Consider the following 23,782-nt stretch of genomic DNA (forward strand, 5'->3'; position numbering starts at 1 on the left):
CTAGTCGAGGCGATAGCGCGCGAGGTCCTGGGGAGACAGCACACGCATCCTGCTCGGCTCGATGCGCTGCATCGCCTCGTACAGGCTCAGGGGTACGTCCATTTCCTTGAAATAGGCCGCCGGGCTGTAGCGGCTGCCGCTATAGGGCAAGCGGGACAACGCCGAGTCGCCGTTGGCGAAATAGGGACGGTGCAAGCCGACATACCCCTTCACCGTCTTCTCCCGGCCGGCTGCCAGCAAGTAGATGCAGGTGCCCTGGCACACGCCATCGGAAGGCACCAGCGCATCGAAACCGGTCTCTCGCAGTAGCCGCCCCATCCGGATCGCCTCCGGCACACTGCCGCCAATGCTGTCGAGCAGCACGATCTTCCTGGCGAACGTGCCTGGATTGGCCTTGATGCCCTTCAGCAGCCGCTCGTAATCCCCCGGCGCGATGTCTTCCGACACCCGCGCCGCCAGGATCAGGCCGACCTTCTTGTGCGGCACCGCCTGCACCTCGACCTTGGCGAACACCATGGCCGACCAGAACGCGGCCAGGAAAGCGGCAAGGGTACGGAGAGGAGCGCTACACATGAAACGGGCCTTACGATTGGAGAGAACGGCGCAAAGATACGCTGAAACGGAGGGCCGCCGCATCCCTCGCGAATCTGCCCCTCGCTTGCAGCACGAGCAGCCCGCAATCAACGCGCTACCCAGGCAACGGGCATCCACACCTCGCGGGCCTAGACCGGGTGCAAATCGCAGGCAATAAAAAGGCCTCGCAAGCGAGGCCAAGGAAGGTTGTATGCCTGTTGGACATTACGCCGAGAATAGTAGCACCATGACATCATCTTGCCAGGCGGGCACCAGCGAACCAATCGAAAGGTGGGCAGCCTAACGCAGAGCTTCCTTCGCTGCGGCGACTGCCGCCATGCCAAGCCCTTCACGGTGGCGAACGTTATAGTGAAGCTGACCTTGCAGTCGGCTTCCCGAACCGGGAAGCTAGAACCCATCTGCCACTGATCGGCGAGGAGTCAGCCTTGGATTGGCATACCCTGCTTACCCGCGAGCGCCTCGGCAAGCCGGTGCACAGCACCGACGAACTGGGACGCACGCCATTTCACAAAGACCACGACCGCATCATCTTCTCCGGCGCCTTTCGCCGACTGGGGCGCAAGACCCAGGTGCATCCGGTTTCCAGCAACGACCATATCCATACGCGCCTGACCCACTCGCTGGAGGTCAGCTGCGTCGGCCGCTCGCTGGGCATGCGTGTCGGCGAGGTCTTGCGCGACGCCCTGCCGGATTGGTGCAGCCCGGCGGACATGGGCATGATCGTGCAGTCGGCCTGCCTGGCCCATGACATCGGCAATCCGCCGTATGGCCATTCCGGCGAGGACGCCATTCGCTACTGGTTCCAGCAAGCGGCCGGACGCGGCTGGCTGGACGCGATGAGCGATGCCGAGCGCGCCGACTTCCTCAACTTCGAAGGCAACGCCCAGGGTTTCCGGGTGCTGACCCAGCTGGAGTACCACCAGTTCGACGGCGGCACCCGCCTGACCTACGCCACCCTGGGCACTTACCTGAAGTACCCATGGACCTCTCGCCATGCCGAGGCGCTGGGCTACAAGAAGCACAAGTTCGGTTGCTACCAGAGCGAGTTGCCGCTGCTGGAGCAGATCGCCCGCAAGCTGGGCATACCGCAACTGGAAGACCAGCGCTGGGCGCGCCATCCGCTGGTGTACCTGATGGAAGCGGCGGATGACATCTGCTACGCCCTGATCGACCTGGAAGACGGCCTGGAAATGGATCTGCTCGGCTACGGCGAGGTGGAGTCGCTGCTGCTCGGCCTGGTGGGCGACGATCTGCCGGAAACCTATCGCCAACTCGGCCCGCAGGACTCCCGCCGGCGCAAGCTGGCGATCCTGCGTGGCAAGGCCATCGAGCATCTGACCAACGCCGCCGCCCGGGCCTTCGTCGAGCAGCAGGACGCCCTGCTCGCCGGCAAGCTCAGTGGCGATCTCGTCGAGCACATGCACGGCCCGGCCAAGCGCTGCGTGTTGCAGGCCAAGGGCATGGCGCGGGAAAAGATCTTCCAGGACAAACGCAAGACGCTGCACGAAATCGGCGCCTACACCACGCTGGAAGTACTGCTCAACGCCTTCTGCGGCGCAGCGCTCGAACAGCACGGCGGGCGCACGCCCTCGTTCAAGCATCGGCGCATCCTCGATCTGCTCGGCAACAACGCACCCGACCCCAACTGGCCGCTATACCAGGCCTTTATGCGCATGATCGATTTCATCGCCGGGATGACCGACAGCTACGCCACCGAAATGGCCAGCGAAATGACAGGAAGATCGAGCCCCGTATGAGGACCCCGTCGTTTTGAACAGCCGTCACCCGCTCAACCACGCCCTGCCCGCTACGGGAGCCAAGTCCCGATGACACGGCCGAACAGGTGGCATGCCGGCCCGGCGAACTGGGGGCCGGCAGCGATCGCCGGTCTCGGTTGCGCCCTGCCGCTGTCGCTGGGCCTGATCAGCGGCCACCCGGGCTTCCTCTGGGCCTCGGTGGGCGCCTTCCAGGCCGCCCAGGTCAATCCGCTGCACCGTGCCGGCATGCTGCGCATGCTGCTGCTCACCAGCCTTGGCGCTTGCTGCGCCGGAATCGGCTTCTGGGCTGCCACCGATCCCTTGATCAGCCTGCTGTCGTTCGCCGCCTTCGCCTTGCTGCTGGCCTGGCTGCAGCGCCTGGGCAGCGAAGCCGGCAAGCTCGGCGCCGGCCTGGCGCTGTGCCTGTGCCTTGGCCAGGGGCAATTCGGCAGCGACAACCTGAGCAATGCCAGCGCGGTGGCCATGCTGTTCGCCCTGGGCGGGCTCTGGGTCTGCCTGCTGGCGTTCGTTCTGCGCGGCATGCATGGCCTGCGCACCTGGCCGCACATGCCGCGCCTGGTGCGGCTGTTCAAGGTGCTGCGGCGCCATGCCAGGCGGCTGCCGCGCCGGCAATGGCGCCTGCATGCCCTGGGGTGCGTGCTGGCTCTCGCTCCGGCCGGCATGCTGGTGAACATGTCCACCCTGCCGCGCGGCTATTGGCTGACCCTGACAGTGCTCGCCGCCCTGCATCTGGAATTCCGCGGCAGCGTGCTGCGCACCCTGCAGGCCTGCCTGCTGGCGCTGGGAGCCGCGGTGGTGCTGGCGGCCATCGGCCACGGCCTGCAAAGCCCGCCGCTGCTGGTGGCGCTGCTGCTGCCGCTGATCGTGCTGTGCCGGGCATTCCAGTTCCGCCGCTACGGGCTGTTCCTGCTGCAAACCAGCTTCTGCCTGGTGTTGCTGGCGGAAAGCCTGGCGACCGACTGGCAGCAGCTCCAGGTTCGCCTGCTCAATGTCCTGCTGGGAGCCGCGCTGGCGCTGCTGGCGGCACTGCTGCTGAAGGGGCTGCGTCATCTGCTCGCCCGACGCCTCGCCGGTGCCCGTGAGCAGCCGCAGCAACGTTGAATCCGCCGCGCGCGTCCGTCGAACGGGGGCGCAAGCGGGCTACGCTTGCTGCATACTGTGAACCACTTCCCGAGTCGCTATGGGAATCTGCCATGCTCTTATTTTCTCGCCCTTGTCTGGAGGGGCGCTGCCCATGATCACCACGTTCCGCTCACTCGCCCTCGCCGGCCTGCTGCTACCCTTCGCCCTTCCCGTCGGCGCCGCTCAAGCGGTGAATTCCAGCCTGCCCAGCAATGTCCAGCAGGCCCTGAAAGCCAACAAGCTGGAACGCGATGCGCTGTCGGTGGTGATGCTGCCGCTGAACGGCCCTGGTACCCCGACCGATATCAATTCCAACGTCCCGGTCAACCCGGCTTCGACGATGAAGCTGATCACCACCTACGCCGCGCTCGAACTGCTCGGCCCCACCTATCAGTGGAAGACCGAGTTCTATACCGACGGTCCGCTGAAGGACGGCGTGCTGCAAGGCAACCTGTACCTGAAGGGCGGCGGCGATCCCAAGCTGAACATGGAGAAGCTCTGGCTGTTGCTGCGCGACCTGCGGGCCAATGGCGTGCGCCAGGTCAATGGCGACCTGGTGCTCGACCGCAGCCACTTCAACCAGCCGCAACTGCCGGCGTTCGACGACGATGGCGGCGACTCCAACAAGCCGTTCCTGGTCAAGCCCGACGCCCTCCTGGTGAACCTCAAGGCCTTGCGTTTCGTTGCCCGCAGCGAAGGCGGCAAGGTCAGCATCGCGGTAGAACCCCCCATCGCCAGCGTGCGCGTGGACAACCGTGTGAAGGCCCTGCCGGCGGCCAAGTGCCCCGGTTGGCCCGATGTGCGCTACAGCCCGGTGAAGGAATTCGACGGCGTCACTGTGATCGTCAGCGGCAAGCTGGCCGAGGGCTGCAGCTCGCAGACCTACCTGTCGCTGCTCGACCACCAGACCTACGCTGCCGGTGCCGTGCGCGCCATCTGGCAGGAACTGGGCGGCAGCATCAAGGGCAAGGACCGCGTCGACACCGTACCGCAGAATGCCCGTCTGCTGGCCCGCGCCTTCTCGCCGGACCTGGTGGAGATCATTCGCGACATCAACAAGTACAGCAACAACACCATGGCCCAGCAGCTGTTCCTCAGCATCGGCGCTCAATTTCGCGACCCGGTCGACCGCGACGATGCCATGGCCGCGCAGCGCGTAATCCGCCAGTGGATGGCACGCAAGGGCATCACCGCACCGAACCTGGTGATGGAAAACGGGTCCGGCCTCTCTCGCCAGGAGCGCGTCAGCGCCCACGAACTGGCCAGCCTGCTCAAGGCTGCCTGGCAAAGCCCCTACGCCGCGGAATACATCTCGTCGATGCCGCTGGTGGCAATGGACGGCACCATGCGCAAGCGCCTGCGCCGCTCCGCATTGGTCGGCGAGGCGCACATCAAGACCGGCACCCTCAACAACGTGCGCGCCATCGCCGGCTACAGCCGCGACGTGAATGGCAACACCTGGGCAGTGGTGGCGATTCTCAACCACCCGCGCCCCTGGGGCGCCTCGTCGATTCTCGACCAGGTGCTGGTGGACCTCTATCGCCAACCCAAGCAGACCAGCAATACCGCCCAGCGGTAACCGGAAGGGGGCTCACCGCCCCCGCCTTCTGCCTATTCCTCCGGGCGGACCTTTCTCGACAACAGGAGCGGGCCACACCCGCGAACCCTCGCGCTGCCAGTCGCCTCAGCGCGCAGCCAGCCGCCAGACGCGGTGGATTTTCGGGTTGCGGGCGAAATCCGGGTCCAGGGTATCGGCGCTGATTTCTTCCACCGCATAGCGTTCAGCCAGGCTCTGGTCCAGCTGGAACTTGCGGAAGTTGTTGGAGAAATACAGCACGCCGTGGGCCGCCAGGCGGGCCATGGCGGCATCCAGCAGCGCCACGTGATCGCGCTGCACATCGAACACGCCTTCCATGCGCTTGGAGTTGGAGAAGGTCGGCGGGTCGATGAAGATCAGGTCGTATTCCCCGTGGTCGGCCGCCAGCCAGCTCATCACATCGCCCTGTTCCAGACGCTGCTTGTCGGAGAAGCCGTTGAGCAGCAGGTTGCGCCGCGCCCAGTCCAGGTAGGTCTTCGACAGGTCGACACTGGTGGTGCTGCGGGCCCCGCCCTTGGCCGCATGCACGGTGGCCGTGGCGGTGTAGCAGAACAGGTTGAGGAAGCGCTTGCCGGCCGCTTCGCGCTGGAGGCGCAGGCGCATCGGGCGGTGGTCGAGAAACAGGCCGGTATCGAGATAGTCGGTGAGATTCACCAACAGCTTCACCCCGCCTTCGCTGACTTCGAGGAACTCCCCCTTCGCCGCCTGGCGCTCGTACTGCTTGGTGCCGGTCTGCCGCTCGCGGCGCTTGACCACCACCTTGCCGGGGTCGACGTCGAGGGCCGCAGGGATCGCCGCCAAGGCATCGAGCAGGCGGGTCTGTGCCTTTTCCGGATCGATCGAGCGCGGCGGTGCGTACTCCTGCACATGTACCCAATCGCGGTAGAGGTCGATCGCCAGGGCGTATTCCGGCATGTCGGCATCGTACAGGCGATAGCACTCGATGCCGTCGCGCCGCGCCCACTTGCCGAGTTGCTTGAAGTTCTTCTGCAAGCGATTGGCGAACATCTGCCCACCCTCGGACAACCGCGCGGGCGCCATGGCCTGTGCCGGCTCCCGCTCGGTGCGGGGGCGATCGTCCTGGCCCTGGCGCCGCTCGCCGGTGACGAACTGGGCCGGCAGCACCTTGAACAGCAGCAGCTTGCACGGCAGCGCACCGTTCCAGAAGGCATATTGCTTGTGGCTGCGAATGCCCATGCGCTTACCCAGCTCCGGTGCGCCGGTGAAGACCGCCGCCTCCCAGTTCAGGCACGCCTGGCGCAGACGCTCACCAAGATTCTGGTAGAGATAGAGCAGGCTCGCCTCGTCGCCGAGGCGCTCGCCGTAGGGGGGGTTACAGATCACCAGGCCGGTCTGGTTCTGGTCCGGGCGCGGTTCGAAGGTGGCCACTTCGCCCTGGTAGATCTTCACCCAATCGGCTAGCCCGGCGCGCTCGATGTTGTTGCGTGCCGGCTGGATCAGCCGGGGGTCGGCCTCGTAGCCGCGAATCCACAGCGGCTGCTTGCTCAGGCCGGCAGCCGCGCGCGCCTGCGCCTCGCCGTGCAGTTTCTTCCAGAGCGCCGGCACATGCCCCAGCCAGTTGGAAAAGCCCCAGGTTTCGCGCTTGAGATTCGGTGCGATGTCCGCTGCCATCATCGCCGCCTCCACCAGGAAGGTGCCGACGCCGCACATGGGGTCGGCCAGCGCGCCGCCAGCGGCGGCAATGCGCGGCCAGCCGCTGCGGATCAGCAGCGCGGCGGCGAGGTTTTCCTTCAAGGGCGCGGCGCCCTGCTGCAGGCGGTAGCCACGCTGGTGCAGGCTGTGTCCGGAGAGGTCGAGCGACAGCACCGCCTCGCCTTTGTCCAGGCGCAAGTGAACGCGCAGGTCCGGGTTGACCTTGTCGATGCTCGGCCGCTCACCCTGGGCATTGCGCAGGCGATCGACGATGGCGTCCTTCACCTTCAGCGCACCGAAATGACTGTTGTCGATGCCGGAACCATGACCGCTGAATTCCACTGCCAGGCTGCCGGTGGGTTCCAGATGCTCCCGCCAGTCGACAGCGTGTACACCGTCGTAAAGCGCTTCGGCATTGCTCATCGGAAAGCGCTTGAGCACCAGCAGCACGCGGTTGGCCAGGCGCGACCAGAGGCACAGGCGGTAAGCGGTTTCCAGTTCGGCGCAGCCACGCACCGCCGAGGTCTGCTCGCGCACCTCCTCCAGGCCGAGGCCCTTCGCTTCTTCGGCGAGCAGGCCCTCGAGCCCCTTGGGGCAGGTGAGCACGAATTCATAACGGTCCGACATGGGCATTCTCGTGTATTCGTTGAGTACCGCACCCGCCATCGGCGCGGCAATGAAGGGTGGCAAAAGGCCCCCTGGAATTCTCGGTCCTGTTCATTCAGGACAATTCTGTGACAAAACGCCGCAATGACCCCCTTCGTCGGATTTAATTCCTCTACGCAATCGCGATGCATTCGCAATGCCAGGGCAATCGAAAAGCGTCCAGGGGGCCCGTATGGCGGGGGGTTGACGGCCAGGCATGGAATTTCCGCTCCGCGCCTTATGGTCTCAACCAGAAAATCGTTAAATCCTTATTACAAAACGATCATTCCCATGCCGTCGGGCATTGGATAGAAATCAACGTAGTCCATCGCAGCAACGGCGGTGGGCAGGAGCCCGTCACGCCGGCAACGGGCTCCACCGGCAGTAGTTTCTGCCTGGCCTCCAGAGGCCTACAGGACATAACAGTCAACAAGTGAGGGCACCACCCTATGAGAAGACTTAAGCGTGATCCGATGGAACGAGCTTTTTTGCGCGGTTATCAGCACGGCATTCATGGCAAGTCCCGCGACCTCTGTCCTTTTACCCATCCCTCCGTTCGCCAAGCCTGGATCAATGGCTGGCGCGAAGGCCGCGGCGATAACTGGGATGGTCTGACCGGCACCGCCGGTATCCATCGACTCAACGAACTTCACGCCGTCGGCTGAACAGGATCACCCCGACTTCGTCAGGCACGCCCCATCCGGGCGGCGGGCACTAGCCCAAGGGCTCCTTGAAGGAGCCCTTTTCATTACCCAGCCCCCCATCCGATGCCGGCCTCTCTTACTTGCCGGCAAGTCCCGCTATCGCATCCACCGACTCGCGGATCAGCGTCGGGCCCTTATAGATGAAACCCGAATAGAGCTGCACCAGGCTGGCCCCGGCGGCGATCTTCTCAGCCGCGTGGCGCCCCTCGGTGATACCGCCCACCGCAATGATCGGCAAGCGCCCGGCCAGTTCCGCCGCCAGCACTCGCACGGTATGCGTGCTCTTCTCGCGCACGGGCGCACCCGACAGGCCACCGGCCTCGTCGGCATGGCGCATGCCTTCGACGCCCTCTCGCCCCAGGGTGGTGTTGGTGGCGATTACCGCATCCATGCCCGCCTCCATCAGCGCCGCGGCCACCAATACAATTTCTTCGTCGCTCATGTCCGGGGCGATCTTGATGGCCAGCGGCACGCGCTTGCCGTGCTGCTCGGCGAGGTCTTCGCGGCGCAGGCGCAAGGCCTCGAGCAGTTGCTTGAGCGAATCGCCGAACTGCAGGCTGCGCAGACCGGGAGTATTCGGCGAACTGAGGTTCACCGTGACATAGCTGGCGTGGGCGTAGGCCTTGTCCAGGCACAGCAGGTAGTCGTCCACCGCGCGCTCGACCGGAGTATCGACGTTCTTGCCGATGTTGATGCCGAGTACGCCCTTGAACCTGGCCGCCTTGACCCGCTCCACCAAGTGGTCGACGCCGTGGTTGTTGAAGCCCATGCGATTGATGATCGCCTCCGCCTCCGGCAAGCGGAACAGGCGCGGCTTGGCGTTGCCGGGCTGGGCCCGCGGGGTCACGGTACCGATCTCGATGAAGCCAAAGCCGAGCTGGGCGAAGCCGTCGATGGCGTCGCCGTTCTTGTCCAGGCCGGCGGCAAGCCCCACCGGGTTGGGAAACTGCAGCCCCATTACCGAAACCGGCAGGCTCGCCGGGGCCTTGTGCAGCAGGCCATTGAGGCCCAGCCGGCCACCTGCGCCGATGAGGTCGATGGACAGTTCGTGGGACGTTTCCGGGGATAGCTTGAACAACAGCTCGCGGGCCAGGTTATACATGGGCAGGCTTAGCTCGCTCGTAGGCAGATAGACAAGCCGGCGATTATAGCCCCGCGCCGGCTCGTCAGCGAGGCGAATGGGCCATTCAGCCCAGGCGATGCAGGCTGAGCAATTCCCCTTCGGCACTAAACTTCAGCTCGAAGGAACCGAAAACGCCTTCGTGGGTCAGAAAGGGTCGCAAATGATGAGCTGGCAAACTGACACGACGGCCGTCGCGGCTACGCAGCAGGACTCGATTGGCGCGACCCTGATAAACCGCGAGCAGTTGCTCTGCGGATAAGGCAATATCCAGCACCAAGCTGGGCATGGAGGCTTCCTCGCGAATGTACAGCGAAATTCTGCCACAATCGGCTCCCCACGCCTCTGCCAGGCGGCTTTGCCGTTTGCGCAAAGACCGTGCGCGGCGGACATCGGTCTGCCAAACTGGCAAACATGCCTTAGGAGTTGCGAGCCGGCCATGAGTCTGCCCGAGCAAACAACGCTGACCTCTCGTCTCGCCGCCCTCGCCCAGCGCCTGGGCCTGGTTGGCCGTGCGCCACGCCAGGTACTCGAGCGCGCCAGCCACCTGCAGTTGCCGTTCCAGCCACTGGCCGCCCCGGTCGACAGCATCTGGTGGCAGACCGATCCACCCCTGCATCGCCTGGTTGACCTACCTCGCGGCGCGCTATCCGGTCCGGTACAGGAAGACAAGGCCCGGGCCCACGCGGTGCTGGTCCGGGTGATCGAGCAACAGCATCACCCGATCAGTTCCTGCGATCTGCGCCTGGTCGATGGCATCTCCGGCAGCAACGCCGACGAGCAACCATTCAAGGCCCTGGAAGACTATGCCGCCACGCAGCGTTGCCGCAGCGTGCGCATCATCAGCTACAAGGATTTCGTGCGCGCCATCAGTATGGCGCTGCCACGCTTTCTCGCCGGTGAGCAGATCCACCTGCGCCAGGCGACCTGGCATGGCGAACGGCTATTCTGGGCCGGGGAACAGAATATCGAGGCATTCGCCTGCGCCGTGGCCTATGCCCGCCGCCGCGGTCTGGAGGCGACCCTGCCAGCCGACCTCACGGTGTATCGCCTGAGCGGCAGCGGCCTTGCCGAGCTGCAGGCGCAATACCACGTGCTGGCGATGCCGGGAGAGGCCTGGAGCGATCCGAGCTTCATGGGCCTCCTGCTGGAGAACGGCATTCCCTACGCGCGCCTCTCGCTGTTGCGAACCCAGGGCGCTCCCGAGTTTCTGCTGCTGCCGAAAGACAGCCCTGAGGCCACCGCACTCGGCGAAGGCCTGCGCCTGGCCGGCGCCCCGGACGTGGTGACCTACCTGAAGAACCTGGGCTGACTGCAAGGTCTCCCACCGACGGGTAGCAGCCCTCTGGCCGTGGCCTTGCCCTACTCTGCTGCCGGGTCCGGCTCGGCGTCGGTAACCTGCAGTTCGGCCAGCACATCCTGGTGGCGACGCTGCCACTCCTCGAAGCTCAACCCGCTGCCTTCGAGCAGCTCGGGATGGCGCTTGACCAGATAGACCGCCGCCTTCTGCGCCGAGTCGGCGACCTTCAGTTCCAGCGGCTTGCGGTCGATGGGCCCCTCATAGGTGATCCAGCGACTGAAATCCTCGAAGACACTGCAGACCTTCTGAAAGTCCTCGTCGTGCATGCGCTGCCAACCGTTTTCGATGTTCTCCAGGCGCTTGGGCGACATCCCGACGACTTCCGCAAACGCCGGCCGGCTTAGCCCGGTCAACTCGCGCAAACCGCGCAGACGCTCGCCCGCGCTGAAGAGAAAGCGCTTCTTGATCATGGCGGTGCTATCCCAGGCGGAACGACTGAAAGCATTGACTTACTAAATATTAGTAACTAAAAATGGCATTCATGGATCTCTGCTGTTCGTCAGCCAGAGAAAGTGGCGCTCATGGTGCAGGAAGCTCAATGAAAGTGGAAGAACTCGACTCCGAGCAATTCATTGGCTACCCGCGCTACATAGGCCTGCAACGCTTCGCGGAACTGACCGGCCTGGGCGACGACCATCAGCGCCTGATGCGCTGGATCGACGCAGGCGAACTCCCTGTCCGCCGAATCGGAGAGCAACTGCTGGTCGATCTGCGGACCCTGGAAACCCAGCTGAACCAACCGAGAGCCAAGGAATGACTCAAGTCTGCCTTTCACAACTCTGTCGCCATGCGGTCGATCTGGCACGCGGCAAATCGGTACAGATGAATGCCGAGGAACGCGAAGCCTTCGCCACCCTCGCGGACCTCGGCTATATCCGCTTCCAAGCCCAGCCCCATAGCGATTCGGTCATGCTCTGCACGTGCACCCATGCCGCGCTCTTCGAGTTCCACTTCTACTACCGCTGGCTGCCTGAGCACCACCGCCGCTTCCGTCCGCAACGCGTGGCGGAGAACGGCTGACCGTCCTTCGCAGGTTCGCCGACGTTCCGCTGGATGCGGCCCCTCCCCGCAGGCAAAAAAAGCCCCGCACGAGGCGGGGCTGAGGAGGGTAAAACACGACGCAGATGAATCAGGGGATGCAGACACCATGCTGGCCGCTCTGGGCCAGATCGAGCAGCTCGCGGTTGGCGACCGCGTACATGGCATAGTCGGTACCGGTCGCCGCGCGCAGTTCGGCGAGCATGGCGCGCCAGCGCTCCACCAGCGGGCGGTGCTGTTCCAGCCAGTATTCCACCCGCGCCTCGATTTCCGCTGGGCCGTCGGTCATCTGCAGAACCGAGACGACGATGCCGCGCTGCTGCCAGTCCAGGTCGTCACGGAAGGCTTCGCGCGCCAGGGCCTGCCAGTTGTTTTCCACCGGCAGGTTGGTGATCTGCTGCAGGTACCAGGTCAGCTCCAGCGCGCCGCCGACGATGAAGTAGGCGGAAGCCACCTCGGCCGGCTCCTGGGCGGTGACGTCGGCCGCTTCGATGATCGGCAGCAGGGTGTACAGGTGGCTGGTGCCAGCGACGACGCGGGCCAGCTCTTCCGGCACACCCGCTTCGACATAGGCCTGGAAGCGCGCCAGCCACTGCTCGCGGGCCGGGCCTTCGAGCAGCTCGTCCAGGCGACCGGTGAGGTCGGCGATACGCGGTGCAAAGTGGCCGACGTCGCGCGCCGCGTCCAGCTCGTTGCGGCGGCTGCGCAGGAACCAGCGGGTGGCTCGGCGGCCCAGGCGCATCAACTCGTCCATCAGCTGCAGCTGCAGTTCGGCCGGCACCTTGTAGTCCAGCGCCTCGATCTGCTGCCACCAGTGCGGCAGGCGGAACAGGTCGCGCACGATGACATAGGCCCCGGCGACGTTGGCCGGACTCATACCGGTGGACTCCTTCAGGCGCTGCACGAAGGTGATGCCCATATGGTTGACCAGGTCGTTGGCGATCTGGGTGCTGACGATCTCGCGCTTCAGGCGATGGCGCCGCATCGCCTCGCCGAACTTTTCGGTGAGCAGCGGCGGGAAGGCAGTCTCCATCTCGCGAGCGAGGTAGTCGTCGTCCGGTACCTGGGACTTGAGCAGGGCTTCCTTGAGATCGATCTTGCTGTAGGAGATCAGTACCGACAGCTCGGCACGGGTCAGGCCCTGGCCGTTGGCCGCGCGCTCCAGCAATTGCTCGTCGCTGGGCAGGAATTCCAGTGCGCGGTCCAGTTTGCCGCGGGCCTCCAGATCGTTCATCAGGCGGCGGTATTCGGCCATGCGCTCACGAGCGCGACGCTGCGCCAGGGACAGCGCCTGGGTCTGCTTGTAGTTGTTGCCGAGCACCAGGTTGCCGACCGCGTCGGTCATTTCCGCCAGCAACTTGTTGCGCTGTTTCTCGGTCATGTCGCCGGCCTGCACCACTTCGTTGAGCAGGATCTTGATGTTGACTTCATGGTCGGAGCAGTCCACGCCACCGGCATTGTCGATGAAGTCGGTGTTGCTGGCGCCGCCGTTGAGGCCGTACTCGACGCGGCCGAGCTGGCTCATGCCGAGGTTACCGCCCTCGCCCACCACCTTGGCGCGCAGCTCGTTGCCGTTGACCCGCAGCGCATCGTTGGCCTTGTCGCCGATGTCGGCATGGCTTTCCGAACTGGCCTTCACGTAGGTACCGATGCCGCCGTTCCACAGCAGGTCGACCGGCGCCTTGAGCAGGGCATTGAGCAGCTCGGTGGGGGTCAGTTTATCGGCGCTGATGTCGAAGCGCGCCTTCATTTCCTTGCTGATGGCGATGCTCTTGGCGCTGCGCAGGAACACCCCGCCGCCGGCGGAGATCAGGCTGGCGTCGTAATCGGCCCAGGACGAGCGCGGCAGGTTGAACAGGCGCTGACGCTCGGCATAGCTCTTGGCCGGGTCCGGGTTCGGATCGATGAAGATGTGCAGATGATTGAAGGCCGCCACCAGCTGCAGCTTGTCGGAGAGCAGCAGGCCGTTGCCGAACACGTCGCCGGCCATGTCGCCGATGCCGATGACCGTGGTCGGGTCTTCCTGCACGTTGACGCCGCGCTCGCGGAAGTGGCGCTGCACCGACACCCAGCCGCCCTTGGCGGTGATGCCCATGGCCTTGTGGTCGTAACCGGCCGAACCGCCGGAGGCGAAGGCATCGCCCAACCAGAAGCCATACTCGGCGGCGATGCCGTTGGCGATGTCGGAGAAGGTCGCAGTGCCCTTGTCGGCAGCGACCACCAGGTAAGGATCGTCCTCGTCATGGCGAACCACGCCCGCCGGCGGCACCACCTCGCCTTCCTTCAGGTTGTCGGTGATGTCCAGCAGACCGGAAATGAAGATGCGGTAGCAGGCGATGGCCTCGGCCTGGATATCGTCGCGGCTGCCACCTGTCGGCAGGCGGCGCGGCACGAAACCGCCCTTGGCGCCGACCGGCACGATCACCGCGTTCTTCACCTGCTGGGCCTTGACCAGGCCGAGCACTTCGGTGCGGAAGTCTTCCTCGCGATCGGACCAGCGCAGACCGCCACGCGCCACCTTGCCACCACGCAGATGCACACCCTCGACGCGCGGCGAGTAGACGAAGATTTCGAACTTGGGAACCGGGCGCGGCATCTCCGGGATCGCCCGTGGGTTGAACTTGAAGCTGAAGTAGTCCTTGGCCTTGCCGTCGGCCGCCGGCTGGTAGAAGTTGGTGCGCAGGGTCGCTTTGATCAGGTCGAGGTAGCGGCGCAGGATGCGGTCTTCGTTGAGCACCGCAACGTCGTCCAGCGCAGCGACGATGGCCTGCTCGAGCTTCTGCTGCTTGTCTTCCAGGTCGTCGGCGGACAGCTTGCGCGCCAGGTAGAAACGGGTCTTGAACAGCCGCACCAGTTCGCGGGCGATGTCCACGTGGTTGATCAGCGTATTGGCGATGTAGCCGTGGTCGAAGCCCAGGCGAATCTGCTTCATGTAGCGGGCGTAGGCACGCAGCAGCGCCACGTCGCGCCAGGCCAGGCCGGCGGTCAGCACCAGGCGGTTGAACGCATCGTTTTCCGCCGCGCCGTTGCTGATGTGGATGAAGGCGTCCTGCAGGGTGTCGTTCAGTTCGTGCAGGTCTATGTCCAGGCCTTCGGCATAAGTGAAGGCGAAGTCATGGATCCAGTACTCGCGACCGCTGCGATGGCGCATGCGGTAGGGGAATTCGCCGAGCACGCGCAGGCCGAGGTTTTCCAGGATCGGCAGCACGTCGGACAGCGGCAGCGGCGTATCGGCGTGGTAGAGCTTGCAGTGCAACTGTTTCTCGGCCTGGGCCAGCGGCTGGTAGAAGCTCATCACCAGCGGATGCTGGTCGGACAGGCTGAGCAGATGCTGCATGTCCACCACCGCCGAATGCGGCGCGAAGCGCTCGCGGTAGCCGGCCGGGAAGCCATCGGGGAACTCGCTGAGCACCACGGTGCCCTTGGCCTCGCCCAGGCTCTCGACCACCAGGCTGGCGTAGTCGTCCTTCCAGGAACGGCAGGCCTGGATGACTTCCTTTTCCAGTCGCACCGGGTCGATCTGCACGCGGTTCTTCGGATCGATACGCAGGATGAACTGCACGCGGGCCAGCACCGACTCGGAGAAGTAAGTCCAGAACTCGCAGTCGCTGGCCTGCAGGCGCTCCATCAGAACCTGTTGGATCTTCAGGCGAATCTCGGTGGAGTAGACATCGCGCGGCACATAGGCCAGGCAGTAGGCGAAACGTCCATAGGGGTCGGTGCGCAGGAACAACCGCAGCTTGTTGCGTTCCTGGATCTGCACGATGGCGATGGCGGTATTGAACAGTTCATCCACCGAGGTCTGGAACAGGTCGTCGCGCGGCAGCACCTCGAGCACCTGGGCCAGTTCCTTGCCCAGGTGAGCGCTGTTGTCGAAGCCGGAGCGCTGGGTGATCTCGGCGACCTTGCGGCGAATGTAGGGGATGTGGTGCACGCTCTCGGTATACACCGTGGAGGTGTACAGCCCCATGAAGCGGCACTCCTTGACCACCTTGCCCTTGCTGTCCAGCTCGCGGATGGAAACGAAATCCGGGTAGGCGGGACGATGTACGCGGCTCGGCACCGAGGCCTTGGCGAAGGACAGCAGCAGCGGCTCGCGCAGGTAGCTCACGGCTTCCGGCTCGATGCGCAGCTCCTCGTTGGACAGCCCGGTGCGCAGGCGCTTGGACAGGCCGAGCAGGGACTTCTCGTCATACACGATGCAGTCGCCGCCGGCATCGCTGGCGACGGTGAATTCCTCGTAGCCAAGGAAGGTGAAGTGGTTGTCCATCAGCCAGGACAGGAAGACCTTGATCTCCGCCAGCTCCGCCCCGTCCACCTTGAGCTTGGCCTTGTCCAGCCAGCTCAGCAGCTCCTGGGCCTTGGCCTTCATCGGTTCGAAGTCGCACACCGCCAGGCGCACTTCTTCGAGCACTTCGAGCAGTGCGGCTTCCAGCCGGCGCAGTTCGGCCTGGTCGGCGCAGCGGTCGATCTCCAGGAATATCAGGGCCTCGAGCTGTACGTCCTTGCCCTTGCTGCCCTTGGGCAACAGCTCCTGCAATTCGCCGGAGGCGCTGCGGCGCACCGGCAGCACGCTGTTCTGCAGCGTATGAATGTTATAGCCGCGGCGGTTCAGTTCCATGCGCACCGAGTCGACCAGAAACGGCAGGTCGCGATGCAGCACTTCGATGGCGGTATGGGTGGATTGCCAGCCGTGCTTTTCGTAGTCGGGGTTGAAGACGCGCACCTCGGGCTGGGCGGAGTCGAAGCGTTCCAGCAGGCGCCAGGCCGACAGGGTCGAGCCGACCAGATCGGAAAGCCGGCGTTGGGTCAGTTCGTCGAGGGCGATGATGCCGAAGAATTGCTCGGCGAACAGACTGATCTGGGGTAGTGCCTGTTCACTGACGTGCTGCGCCAGGGCCGCTTGCAGTTGTTGCTGAAAGTCGGCTTTGCTGGCCGCCGTAAAGAACGCCATGAGTTGTGCTCCGCTTGGCTTGTTATTCGAGGCAAAGTTGTTGCGGGTGATGATGACGACGCCACAACGCTGTTGTTCAACGTTAGTCTAGGCGGACCGACTTGCATTAAAGTGGCCCACCCAGACTCCAGGCGACCTCGACCCGCCAGTCATCTTTCCGGAAGAGCTTAACGATGGAACACCGTGAAGCGCTTGTCGCGCTGCGACATTTTCTTTCAACACAAATCCTTGGCCAGGAAAAACTCATCGAAAGACTGCTGATCGCGCTGCTCGCGGACGGTCACCTGCTGGTCGAAGGGGCTCCCGGCCTGGCCAAGACCAAGGCGATCAAGGAACTGGCCGAGGGCATCGAAGGCGAGTTCCATCGCATCCAGTTCACTCCCGACCTGCTGCCGGCAGACATTACCGGCACCGAAATCTATCGACCGGAAACCGGCAGCTTCGTCTTCCAGCAAGGGCCGATCTTCCACAACCTGGTGCTGGCCGACGAGATCAACCGAGCGCCGGCCAAGGTGCAGTCCGCGCTGCTCGAAGCCATGGCCGAACGCCAGGTGAGCATCGGCCGAAGCACCTACGATCTGTCGCCGCTGTTCCTGGTCATGGCGACGCAGAACCCCATCGAACAGGAAGGTACCTACCCCCTGCCAGAAGCCCAGCTCGACCGTTTCCTGATGCACGTGCGCATCGGCTTTCCGGATGCTGCGGTGGAGCGCAAGATCCTGCTGCAGGCCCGCGGCGAGGCGCTGCATGGCGAAACCAAGCCGCTGCACAAGGTCAGCCAGCAGGCGATCTTCGCCGCGCGCAAGGAAATCCTCGGGCTGTACATGGCCGATGCGGTGGAGGAATACCTGGTGCAACTGGTGATGGCCTCGCGCACCCCGGCCAAGTTCGACGCGGAGCTGGCGGAGTGGATCGCCTACGGCGCCAGCCCGCGCGGCTCCATCGGCCTCGATCGCTGCGCCCGCGCCCATGCCTGGCTGGCCGGTCGCGACTTCGTCAGCCCAGAGGATATCCAGGCGGTATTGTTCGACGTGCTGCGCCACCGGTTGATCCTGTCGTTCGAGGCAGAAGCCGCGGGCGTCGACCAGGATCGAGTGATCCAGCGCATTCTCGATGTGGTGGCGGTGGCCTGAATGCAGCCCCATGCGTCGGACCCAGGGCTTCATCCCGGCGGCGACGGCATTCGCGTCTGCCTGGCCGAGCTGATCGAAATGCGCCACCGGGTGCGCGAGGTGCAGCTGTTTTCGACCCCGAACCGGCGTAGCCCGCTGATCGGCCTGCACCACTCCAAGCTGCGCGGGCGCGGCGTGGACTTCGACCAGGTGCGCATCTACCAACCCGGCGATGACGTGCGCACCATCGACTGGCGCGTCACCGCACGCACCCTGGAGCCGCATACCAAGCTGTTCCATGAGGAGCGCGAACGCCCGGTATTCATCGTCGTCGAGCAGAGCCGACGGCTGTTCTTCGGCTCCGCCCAATGCTTCAAGTCGGTGCTCGCCGCCAAGGCCGCGGCACTGATCGGCTGGGCCGCGCTGGGGCACAACGACCGCATCGGCGGCCTGGTATTCGGCGGCAACGACCATCACGAGATCAAGCCAAGGCGCAGCAAGCAAAGCCTGCTGCAACTGCTCAACCGGCTGGCACGCGCCAACCAGGCGCTGACCACCGAGATGCAGCCCGACCGCGACGCCTTCGGCCTTGCCTTGCGTCGCGCCCGCGAGGTGCTGCGCCCCGGCAGCCTGGCGATCATCCTGTGCGACGAGCGCACCCTTGGCGACAGCGCCGAGCAGCAGCTCAGGCTGCTGGCCCGTCATTGCGACCTACTGCTGTTGCCGCTGTCCGATCCGCTCGACCACGCCCTGCCCGCCGCCGGCCTGCTGCGCTTCACCGACGCGGACGCGCTGCTGGACTTGGACACCCACAGCAGCGAGCTGCGCCGCGCCTATCGGGAAAAGGGCGAGGCACGTCGCGAGCGCTGGCAGCGCCTGGCGCAGAAGCTGGGGGTGCCGCTGCTGTCCCTGAGCACCCAGGGCGAACTGGTCGAACAACTGCGCGCGCACCTCGATGGCCAGCGACCGGGGAAACGCCCACGATGAACCCGCTCGATCAACTGGAACCGCTGATCGCACCGCCCCCTGTGGCCTGGTGGCCACCGGCGCCCGGCTGGTGGTTGCTCGCCGTCCTGCTGCCGTTGCTGCTCTGGGGCCTGTGGCGCCTGCGCGCACGACTGCCGCTCAGGCGTGCGAAAGCCGCCGAGCAACCGCTCGACCCGCAACGCCTGGCGGCCCTGGCCGAGCTGGCCCGCTTGCAGAAACCCTACGACGGCGTGCCCGCCGGCCCCTGGCTGCAACAACTCAATGCCCTGCTCAAGCGCCTGTGCATGAGCCAATATCCGCAGGACAACTGCCACACCCTGAGTGGCCGGGCCTGGCTGGCTTTTCTCGACAACCGCTGCCCGGCCGCCGGCCTGACTCGCTGGATGGTGCTGGTGGAAGGCGCCTATCGCGCCAACTGCGTGCTTGACGACAAGGCAGTGAACGGCCTCCATCAGGCCATCGATACCTGGATTCGCAAGCATGTTTGAGTTCGCCTGGGCCTGGATCTTCCTGCTTGCGCCGCTGCCCTGGCTGCTGCGCCTCCTGCTTCCGGCGGCGGAAAGCAGCGAACCAGCGCTCAAGGTCAGTTTTCTCGACGACCTCGAAGCCCTCGCCGGCCGCCGCGCCCGCGTCAGCCTCCCGACCTGGCGCCAGCAATTGCCGTTCGCCCTGCTGTGGCTGCTGCTGCTCGCTGCCTCGGCGCGCCCGCAGTGGGTCGGCGAGCCGCTACCGCTGCCCACCAGCGGCCGCGACCTGTTGATCGCAGTGGATGTCTCAGGCTCCATGGAGTACGAGGACATGCGCTGGGAAGGCGAGGACGTCAGCCGCCTGGCCCTGGTCAAACACCTGCTCGGCGACTTCATCGAAGGACGCCGTGGCGATCGCGTCGGGCTGATCCTGTTCGGCAGCCAGGCCTACCTGCAAGCACCGCTGACCTTCGATCGCGTCACGGTGCGGACCTGGCTGGACGAGGCACTGATCGGCATCGCCGGCAAGAACACCGCGATCGGCGACGCCATCGGCCTGGCAGTCAAGCGCCTGCGGGAGCGGCCGGCGGAAAGCCGCGTGCTGGTGCTGGTCACCGATGGCGCCAATACCGGCGGCGAGATCGACCCGCTCACGGCCGCACGCCTGGCCGCCAGCGAAGCGGTGACCATCTACCCGATCGGTATCGGCGCCGATCCCCAGCAAGGCGGCCTGCTGGGCTTCTTCGGCCTCAACCCGGGGCTCGACCTGGACGAGCCGACCCTCAAGGAAATCGCCGAGCTGACCGGTGGGCACTACTTCCGCGCCCGCTCCAGCGAAGAACTGGCGACCATCGGCGAGACCCTCGACCGACTGGAGCCGGTCGCCCAGCAGGCTACCCAGGCGCGGCCGGCCCTGGAGCTGTATGGCTGGCCGCTGGGCCTGTCCCTGTTGCTCAGCCTGCTGCTGGTGGTCCGGGAACTGTGGCCGCACGCCTGGCTGGCACCGGCGCGCTGGAGCGGGAGGCGCTCATGAGCGAGTTATGGCCCCACTGGCTACGGCCATTCTGGCTGCTGCTGTTCCCGCTGCTGCTCTGGCTGTTGTGGCAGCTCTGGCATCGCGAGCGGCGCAGCGGGCGCTGGCAACTCCTGCTGCCGGCCGCCTTCCAGGGCGTACTGCTCAGCGGCGCCGCCGGCCGCGGCAAACGCCTGCCCTGGCTGGCCCTGGGGCTTGCCTGGCTGCTAGCTCTGCTGGCGCTGCTCGGCCCCAGCTGGCAACGCGTCGAGCAATCCAGCCTGAAGCGCGTAGACCCCCTGGTGGTCATGCTCGAACTCACACCGGCCATGCTCGCCGGCGATGCAACTCCCAACCGCCTCGAACATGCCAAGCGCAAAGTGCTGGACCTGTTGGAAGCCCGCGGCGACGCGCAGACCGCCATGGTCGTCTTCGCCGGCAGCGCCCATACCCTGGTGCCGCTTTCCGACGACCTCGCCACCGCACGCAACCTGCTCGAAGCGCTCAAGCCCTCGATCATGCCCGAGCCGGGCCACCGCGCCGACCTCGCGGTCGTCAGGGCCCTGGAGCTGCTGAAACAGGGCGCCCAGGGACGCGGGCGTTTGCTGCTGATCGGCAGCAGCCTGGACGAGCGAGAGCGCGAAGGTATTCGCCAGGCCCTGGAAGAGCATGGCGAGCGTCTGAATATTCTCGGCATCGGCACGGCAGAGGGCGCGCCGATTGCCCAGGAAGGCGGCGGCTTCCTCAAGGACGAGAGCGGCACCATCCTGCTGCCCCGCCTCGACAGTGCGGGCCTCGCCAGCTTCGCCAAATCTCTCGGCGGACGCTACATGCAGGCGCGCCTGGATGATCGCGACCTGCAGGCCCTCGACCTGCTTGGCGACAAGGGTGAATTTCGCGAGCGCGGCGAAACCGCCCACCTCAGCACCTGGGCCGACCAGGGTTACTGGCTGTTGTTGCCGCTGCTGTTGCTCGCTGCCTGTGCCGGTCGCCGCGGCTGGTTGTTCTGCCTGCCGTTGCTGATGGTGCTGCCGCAGCCCAGCCACGCCGTCGAATTCAACGACCTGTGGCTGCGCCCCGACCAACAGGGCCAGCGCCTGCTGGAGGCTCAGCGCCCGGCGGACGCCGCCAGGCATTTCGACGACCCACGCTGGCGAGGCCTGGCGCGCTACCAGAGCGGCGACTACGCCGGCGCAGCCCGGCTCTTCGCCCAGGGCTCGACGGCCAGCGATAACTACAACAGGGGCAATGCCCTGGCCAAGGGCGGCGAACTGGAGGCGGCGCTGGACGCCTACGAGCAGGCCCTGGAACGCCAACCGGACCTGCAACCGGCACTGAAGAACAAGGCGCTGGTAGAGGAGCTGCTGCGCCAGCAACAGCAACAGCAACAGCAACAGCAACAGCAACAGCAACAGCAACAGCAACAGCAACAGCAACAGGATGATTCGAGCGGGCAACAGGGGCAGTCGTCCGGGGCACAACAGCGCTCGACGGGACAGGATGCCCCCTCTGGCCAAGCCAACCCGCAGGCCGGCGAGCCCGATGCTGAACCCGGCAAGCAGACCGACGCACAGCAGCAGGCAAAACCTGGCGAAGCCGAGCAGCAGGCCGATGCCCTGCCCGGCCAGGAACAGCGCCGCGGCGAACAGCAAGCGCCCTCCGAAGGAACGCCCGGCGAGACCTTGGCCAAGGCCAACGAGGAACCGCTCGGCGAAGAGCGGCGCCAGGCCCTGGAGCAATGGCTGCGGCAGATCCCGGACGACCCGGGTGAACTGCTGCGGCGCAAATTCTGGTATGAACAGCAACAGCGTCAGGAAAACCCCCGATGACCCGTCTGTTATGCGCATTCCTGCTCGGCCTGCTGGCCCTGCATTGCAGCGCCGCGGATTTTTCCGCCAGTGTCGACCGCACCCGCTTGAGCGAGGGTGAGACCGTCGAGCTGACCCTCGAATCCACCGATAGCACACGCTTCGGCAAGCCCGACCTGAGCCCGCTCGCCGAGTTGTTCGAGATCGTCGGCACCCGCCAGGTCAACCGCCTGGTCACCAGCAACGGCGAGTCCCGCACCAGCACCCGCTGGATCATCACCCTGCAACCCAAGCACACCGGCGATCTGGTCATACCCCCGCTGCGCCTGGACGATGCCGAGACCCAGCCCATCACCCTGCATGTGCAGGAAAGCGGCGGCAGCGGCAATGCGACGGAGCTGGCGCCGGTATTCATCGACGCCAGCCTGGACCAGGACAGCGTCTACGTGCAGGCCCAGGCCATCCTGACCCTGCGTATCCATCACTCCGTTTCGCTGTTCGACGACAGCAGCCTTTCCGCCCTGCAGATACCCGACGCACGCGTCGAGCAACTGGGCAAACCTCGCACCTACGAGAAGGTAATCAACGGGATTCGCCACGGCGTGATTGAACTGCGCTATGCGATCTATCCGCAGAAGAGCGGCGAATTGCTGATTCCTTCCCAGGTATTCAGCGCCACCCTGGTGGACCGCTCGCAGAGCGAGACCTTCATGCCGTTCGGCCCGCGTCCAGGCAAGCTGACCCGGGTCAAGTCGCCGGAAATCCCCCTGCAGGTCAAACCGAAGCCGGCCGAATACCCGGCCGATGCCCCCTGGCTGCCGGCCCGCTCGGTGGCGCTGAGCGAGTCGTGGAACCCGGAATCCGGACGACTGCAGGTCGGCGACTCGCTGACCCGCAGCTTGACGCTCAAGGCCATCGGGCTGGCCAGCGCCCAGCTTCCCCCCCTGCCGACTGCCCAACTCGACGCCGTACGCCGCTATCCCGACCAGCCCCAGTTGGACAATCGAGTCAGCGAGAACGGCCTGATCGGCAGCCGCGAAGAGCGCGAAGCACTGGTACCCACGCGCAGTGGCCGAATCGAGCTGCCTCCGGTGGAAGTGGTCTGGTGGAACACCGTGACTGATCACCTGGAACGTACCAGCCTGCCCGCCCACCCCTTGGAGGTGGTGGAGAACCCGGCACTGGCCGTCGAAGCACCGATCAACGTGGAACCCACCACAGTGATTGCCGAAGGCCCGCCGCTCTGGCCCTGGCAACTGAGCAGCGCCCTGCTCGCCTGCACCACCCTGCTCGGCTTTGCCCTCTGGTGGCGTGCACGCCAGCAGCCGGCGGTGCTGCGCGCAGCGCAGAGCGGGCCGAGCCCGCGCACGCTGCTGGACGACCTGAAGCGCGCCTGCCTCGCCAACGACCCCCAGGCGACGCGCCAGGCACTGGACGCCTGGGCCCGCCAGCAGCCGGAAACCCTGGCCGACATGGCCGCTCGCTTCGTGCCGCTGTCCGACGCCCTGGACGGGCTCAACGGTGCGCTCTACAGCGAAAGCGGCCAGCACTGGCAAGGCGAGGCACTGTGGCAGGCGGTGCGCAGCCTGCCAGGTGCCGAGACACCCAGCGGCGCCCAGGAGCCCAGCCCGCTACCGCCGCTGTATCCTCGCTGAAGACAACCACATCGATGTACCGATTGCCTGACACCGTAGGTTGGCGCTGAGCGCAGCGAAGCCCAACACGGAGCGCGAAGGGCTCCTGCGGTGCCGACCTGCACTTCACTGATCACCGACAGGCCCGCTCGTTAGGCTTCGTCGCTACGCTCCTCAACCGCAACCTACGATTGGCG

19 protein-coding genes are annotated in these 23,782 nt (G+C 65.5%); 13 read left to right on the forward strand and 6 right to left on the reverse strand.

Translation table 11 applies throughout. The annotated features are described in order from the left end of the window. A complete protein-coding gene (locus tag ACWKV7_RS02910; RefSeq protein ID WP_483856125.1) occupies window positions 1–573 on the reverse strand; it encodes a COG3904 family protein in 573 nt (190 codons plus the stop codon). A gap of 446 nt (window positions 574–1,019) precedes the next feature. Between ACWKV7_RS02910 and ACWKV7_RS02915 the strand changes: the two genes are divergently transcribed. The 3 genes from ACWKV7_RS02915 (at window position 1,020) to dacB (ending at window position 5,073) form a co-directional block, all read left to right on the forward strand. Next, window positions 1,020–2,351, forward strand: a complete 1,332-nt coding sequence (locus tag ACWKV7_RS02915; protein WP_483856126.1) for a deoxyguanosinetriphosphate triphosphohydrolase — start codon at window positions 1,020–1,022, stop codon at window positions 2,349–2,351. 69 nt (window positions 2,352–2,420) lie between these two features. Beyond that, a complete protein-coding gene (locus ACWKV7_RS02920) occupies window positions 2,421–3,473 on the forward strand; it encodes an FUSC family protein (RefSeq protein ID WP_483856127.1) in 1,053 nt (350 codons plus the stop codon). Window positions 3,474–3,606: 133 nt separating this feature from the next. After that, window positions 3,607–5,073, forward strand: a complete 1,467-nt coding sequence (gene dacB / locus ACWKV7_RS02925; RefSeq protein ID WP_483856128.1) for a D-alanyl-D-alanine carboxypeptidase/D-alanyl-D-alanine endopeptidase — start codon at window positions 3,607–3,609, stop codon at window positions 5,071–5,073. Between the two features lie 105 nt (window positions 5,074–5,178). Here the strand turns inward: dacB and rlmKL are convergent, their stop codons facing one another. Continuing rightward, window positions 5,179–7,371, reverse strand: coding sequence for a bifunctional 23S rRNA (guanine(2069)-N(7))-methyltransferase RlmK/23S rRNA (guanine(2445)-N(2))-methyltransferase RlmL (gene rlmKL / locus ACWKV7_RS02930; protein ID WP_483856129.1), 2,193 nt, complete (start codon window positions 7,369–7,371; stop codon window positions 5,179–5,181). 467 nt (window positions 7,372–7,838) lie between these two features. On the opposite strand from rlmKL, the gene rmf reads away from it, so the two are divergent. Beyond that, window positions 7,839–8,054, forward strand: coding sequence for a ribosome modulation factor (gene rmf, locus ACWKV7_RS02935; protein ID WP_483856130.1), 216 nt, complete (start codon window positions 7,839–7,841; stop codon window positions 8,052–8,054). A gap of 115 nt (window positions 8,055–8,169) precedes the next feature. On the opposite strand, the gene ACWKV7_RS02940 is transcribed toward rmf, so the two are convergent. Both ACWKV7_RS02940 and ACWKV7_RS02945 read right to left on the reverse strand, forming a co-directional pair. Continuing rightward, complete coding sequence (locus ACWKV7_RS02940; RefSeq protein WP_483856131.1) at window positions 8,170–9,195, reverse strand: quinone-dependent dihydroorotate dehydrogenase; 1,026 nt, start codon at window positions 9,193–9,195, stop codon at window positions 8,170–8,172. An 85-nt stretch (window positions 9,196–9,280) separates the two neighbouring features. Continuing rightward, window positions 9,281–9,502, reverse strand: a complete 222-nt coding sequence (locus tag ACWKV7_RS02945) for a DUF2835 domain-containing protein (protein WP_483856132.1) — start codon at window positions 9,500–9,502, stop codon at window positions 9,281–9,283. A 150-nt stretch (window positions 9,503–9,652) separates the two neighbouring features. Between ACWKV7_RS02945 and ACWKV7_RS02950 the strand changes: the two genes are divergently transcribed. Further along, entirely contained in the window at window positions 9,653–10,525 is an 873-nt protein-coding gene (locus ACWKV7_RS02950) for a DUF6685 family protein (protein ID WP_483856133.1), read from the forward strand. Window positions 10,526–10,575: 50 nt separating this feature from the next. Here ACWKV7_RS02950 and ACWKV7_RS02955 read toward each other — a convergent pair whose 3' ends face one another. Next, window positions 10,576–10,983: a helix-turn-helix domain-containing protein gene (locus ACWKV7_RS02955; RefSeq protein ID WP_483856134.1), complete on the reverse strand. Its 408-nt coding sequence runs from the start codon at window positions 10,981–10,983 to the stop codon at window positions 10,576–10,578. 128 nt (window positions 10,984–11,111) lie between these two features. Here ACWKV7_RS02955 and ACWKV7_RS02960 point away from each other — a divergent pair, with 128 nt between their 5' ends. Next, complete coding sequence (locus ACWKV7_RS02960) at window positions 11,112–11,330, forward strand: DNA-binding protein (protein WP_483856135.1); 219 nt, start codon at window positions 11,112–11,114, stop codon at window positions 11,328–11,330. Beyond that, complete coding sequence (locus ACWKV7_RS02965; protein WP_483856136.1) at window positions 11,327–11,593, forward strand: hypothetical protein; 267 nt, start codon at window positions 11,327–11,329, stop codon at window positions 11,591–11,593. The genes ACWKV7_RS02960 and ACWKV7_RS02965 overlap by 4 nt, the downstream gene beginning before the upstream one ends. A gap of 109 nt (window positions 11,594–11,702) precedes the next feature. Here ACWKV7_RS02965 and ACWKV7_RS02970 read toward each other — a convergent pair whose 3' ends face one another. After that, window positions 11,703–16,565 carry an NAD-glutamate dehydrogenase gene (locus ACWKV7_RS02970; RefSeq protein ID WP_483856137.1) on the reverse strand — a complete coding sequence of 1,621 codons (4,863 nt, stop codon included), beginning with the start codon at window positions 16,563–16,565 and terminating at the stop codon, window positions 11,703–11,705. A 173-nt stretch (window positions 16,566–16,738) separates the two neighbouring features. Between ACWKV7_RS02970 and ACWKV7_RS02975 the strand changes: the two genes are divergently transcribed. From ACWKV7_RS02975 to ACWKV7_RS03000, 6 genes are read left to right on the forward strand one after another with little or no spacing between them, the layout of a single operon-like run. Then, window positions 16,739–17,698, forward strand: a complete 960-nt coding sequence (locus ACWKV7_RS02975; RefSeq protein WP_483856138.1) for an AAA family ATPase — start codon at window positions 16,739–16,741, stop codon at window positions 17,696–17,698. Beyond that, entirely contained in the window at window positions 17,699–18,664 is a 966-nt protein-coding gene (locus ACWKV7_RS02980; RefSeq protein ID WP_483856139.1) for a DUF58 domain-containing protein, read from the forward strand. Then, window positions 18,661–19,152, forward strand: a complete 492-nt coding sequence (locus ACWKV7_RS02985) for a DUF4381 domain-containing protein (protein ID WP_483856140.1) — start codon at window positions 18,661–18,663, stop codon at window positions 19,150–19,152. Before ACWKV7_RS02980 ends, ACWKV7_RS02985 begins: the two co-directional genes overlap by 4 nt. Beyond that, a complete protein-coding gene (locus ACWKV7_RS02990; RefSeq protein WP_483856141.1) occupies window positions 19,145–20,164 on the forward strand; it encodes a vWA domain-containing protein in 1,020 nt (339 codons plus the stop codon). Before ACWKV7_RS02985 ends, ACWKV7_RS02990 begins: the two co-directional genes overlap by 8 nt. Further along, window positions 20,161–21,972 (forward strand): VWA domain-containing protein, encoded by a 1,812-nt coding sequence (locus ACWKV7_RS02995; RefSeq protein ID WP_483856142.1) that lies wholly within the window; start codon window positions 20,161–20,163, stop codon window positions 21,970–21,972. Before ACWKV7_RS02990 ends, ACWKV7_RS02995 begins: the two co-directional genes overlap by 4 nt. Further along, the gene (locus tag ACWKV7_RS03000; protein WP_483856143.1) at window positions 21,969–23,606 is read left to right on the forward strand and encodes a BatD family protein; all 1,638 of its coding nucleotides are present in this window, start codon (window positions 21,969–21,971) and stop codon (window positions 23,604–23,606) included. Before ACWKV7_RS02995 ends, ACWKV7_RS03000 begins: the two co-directional genes overlap by 4 nt. The last annotated feature ends 176 nt before the right edge of the window (window positions 23,607–23,782 follow it).

It is taken from the genome of Zestomonas ipomoeae, assembly GCF_057128665.1.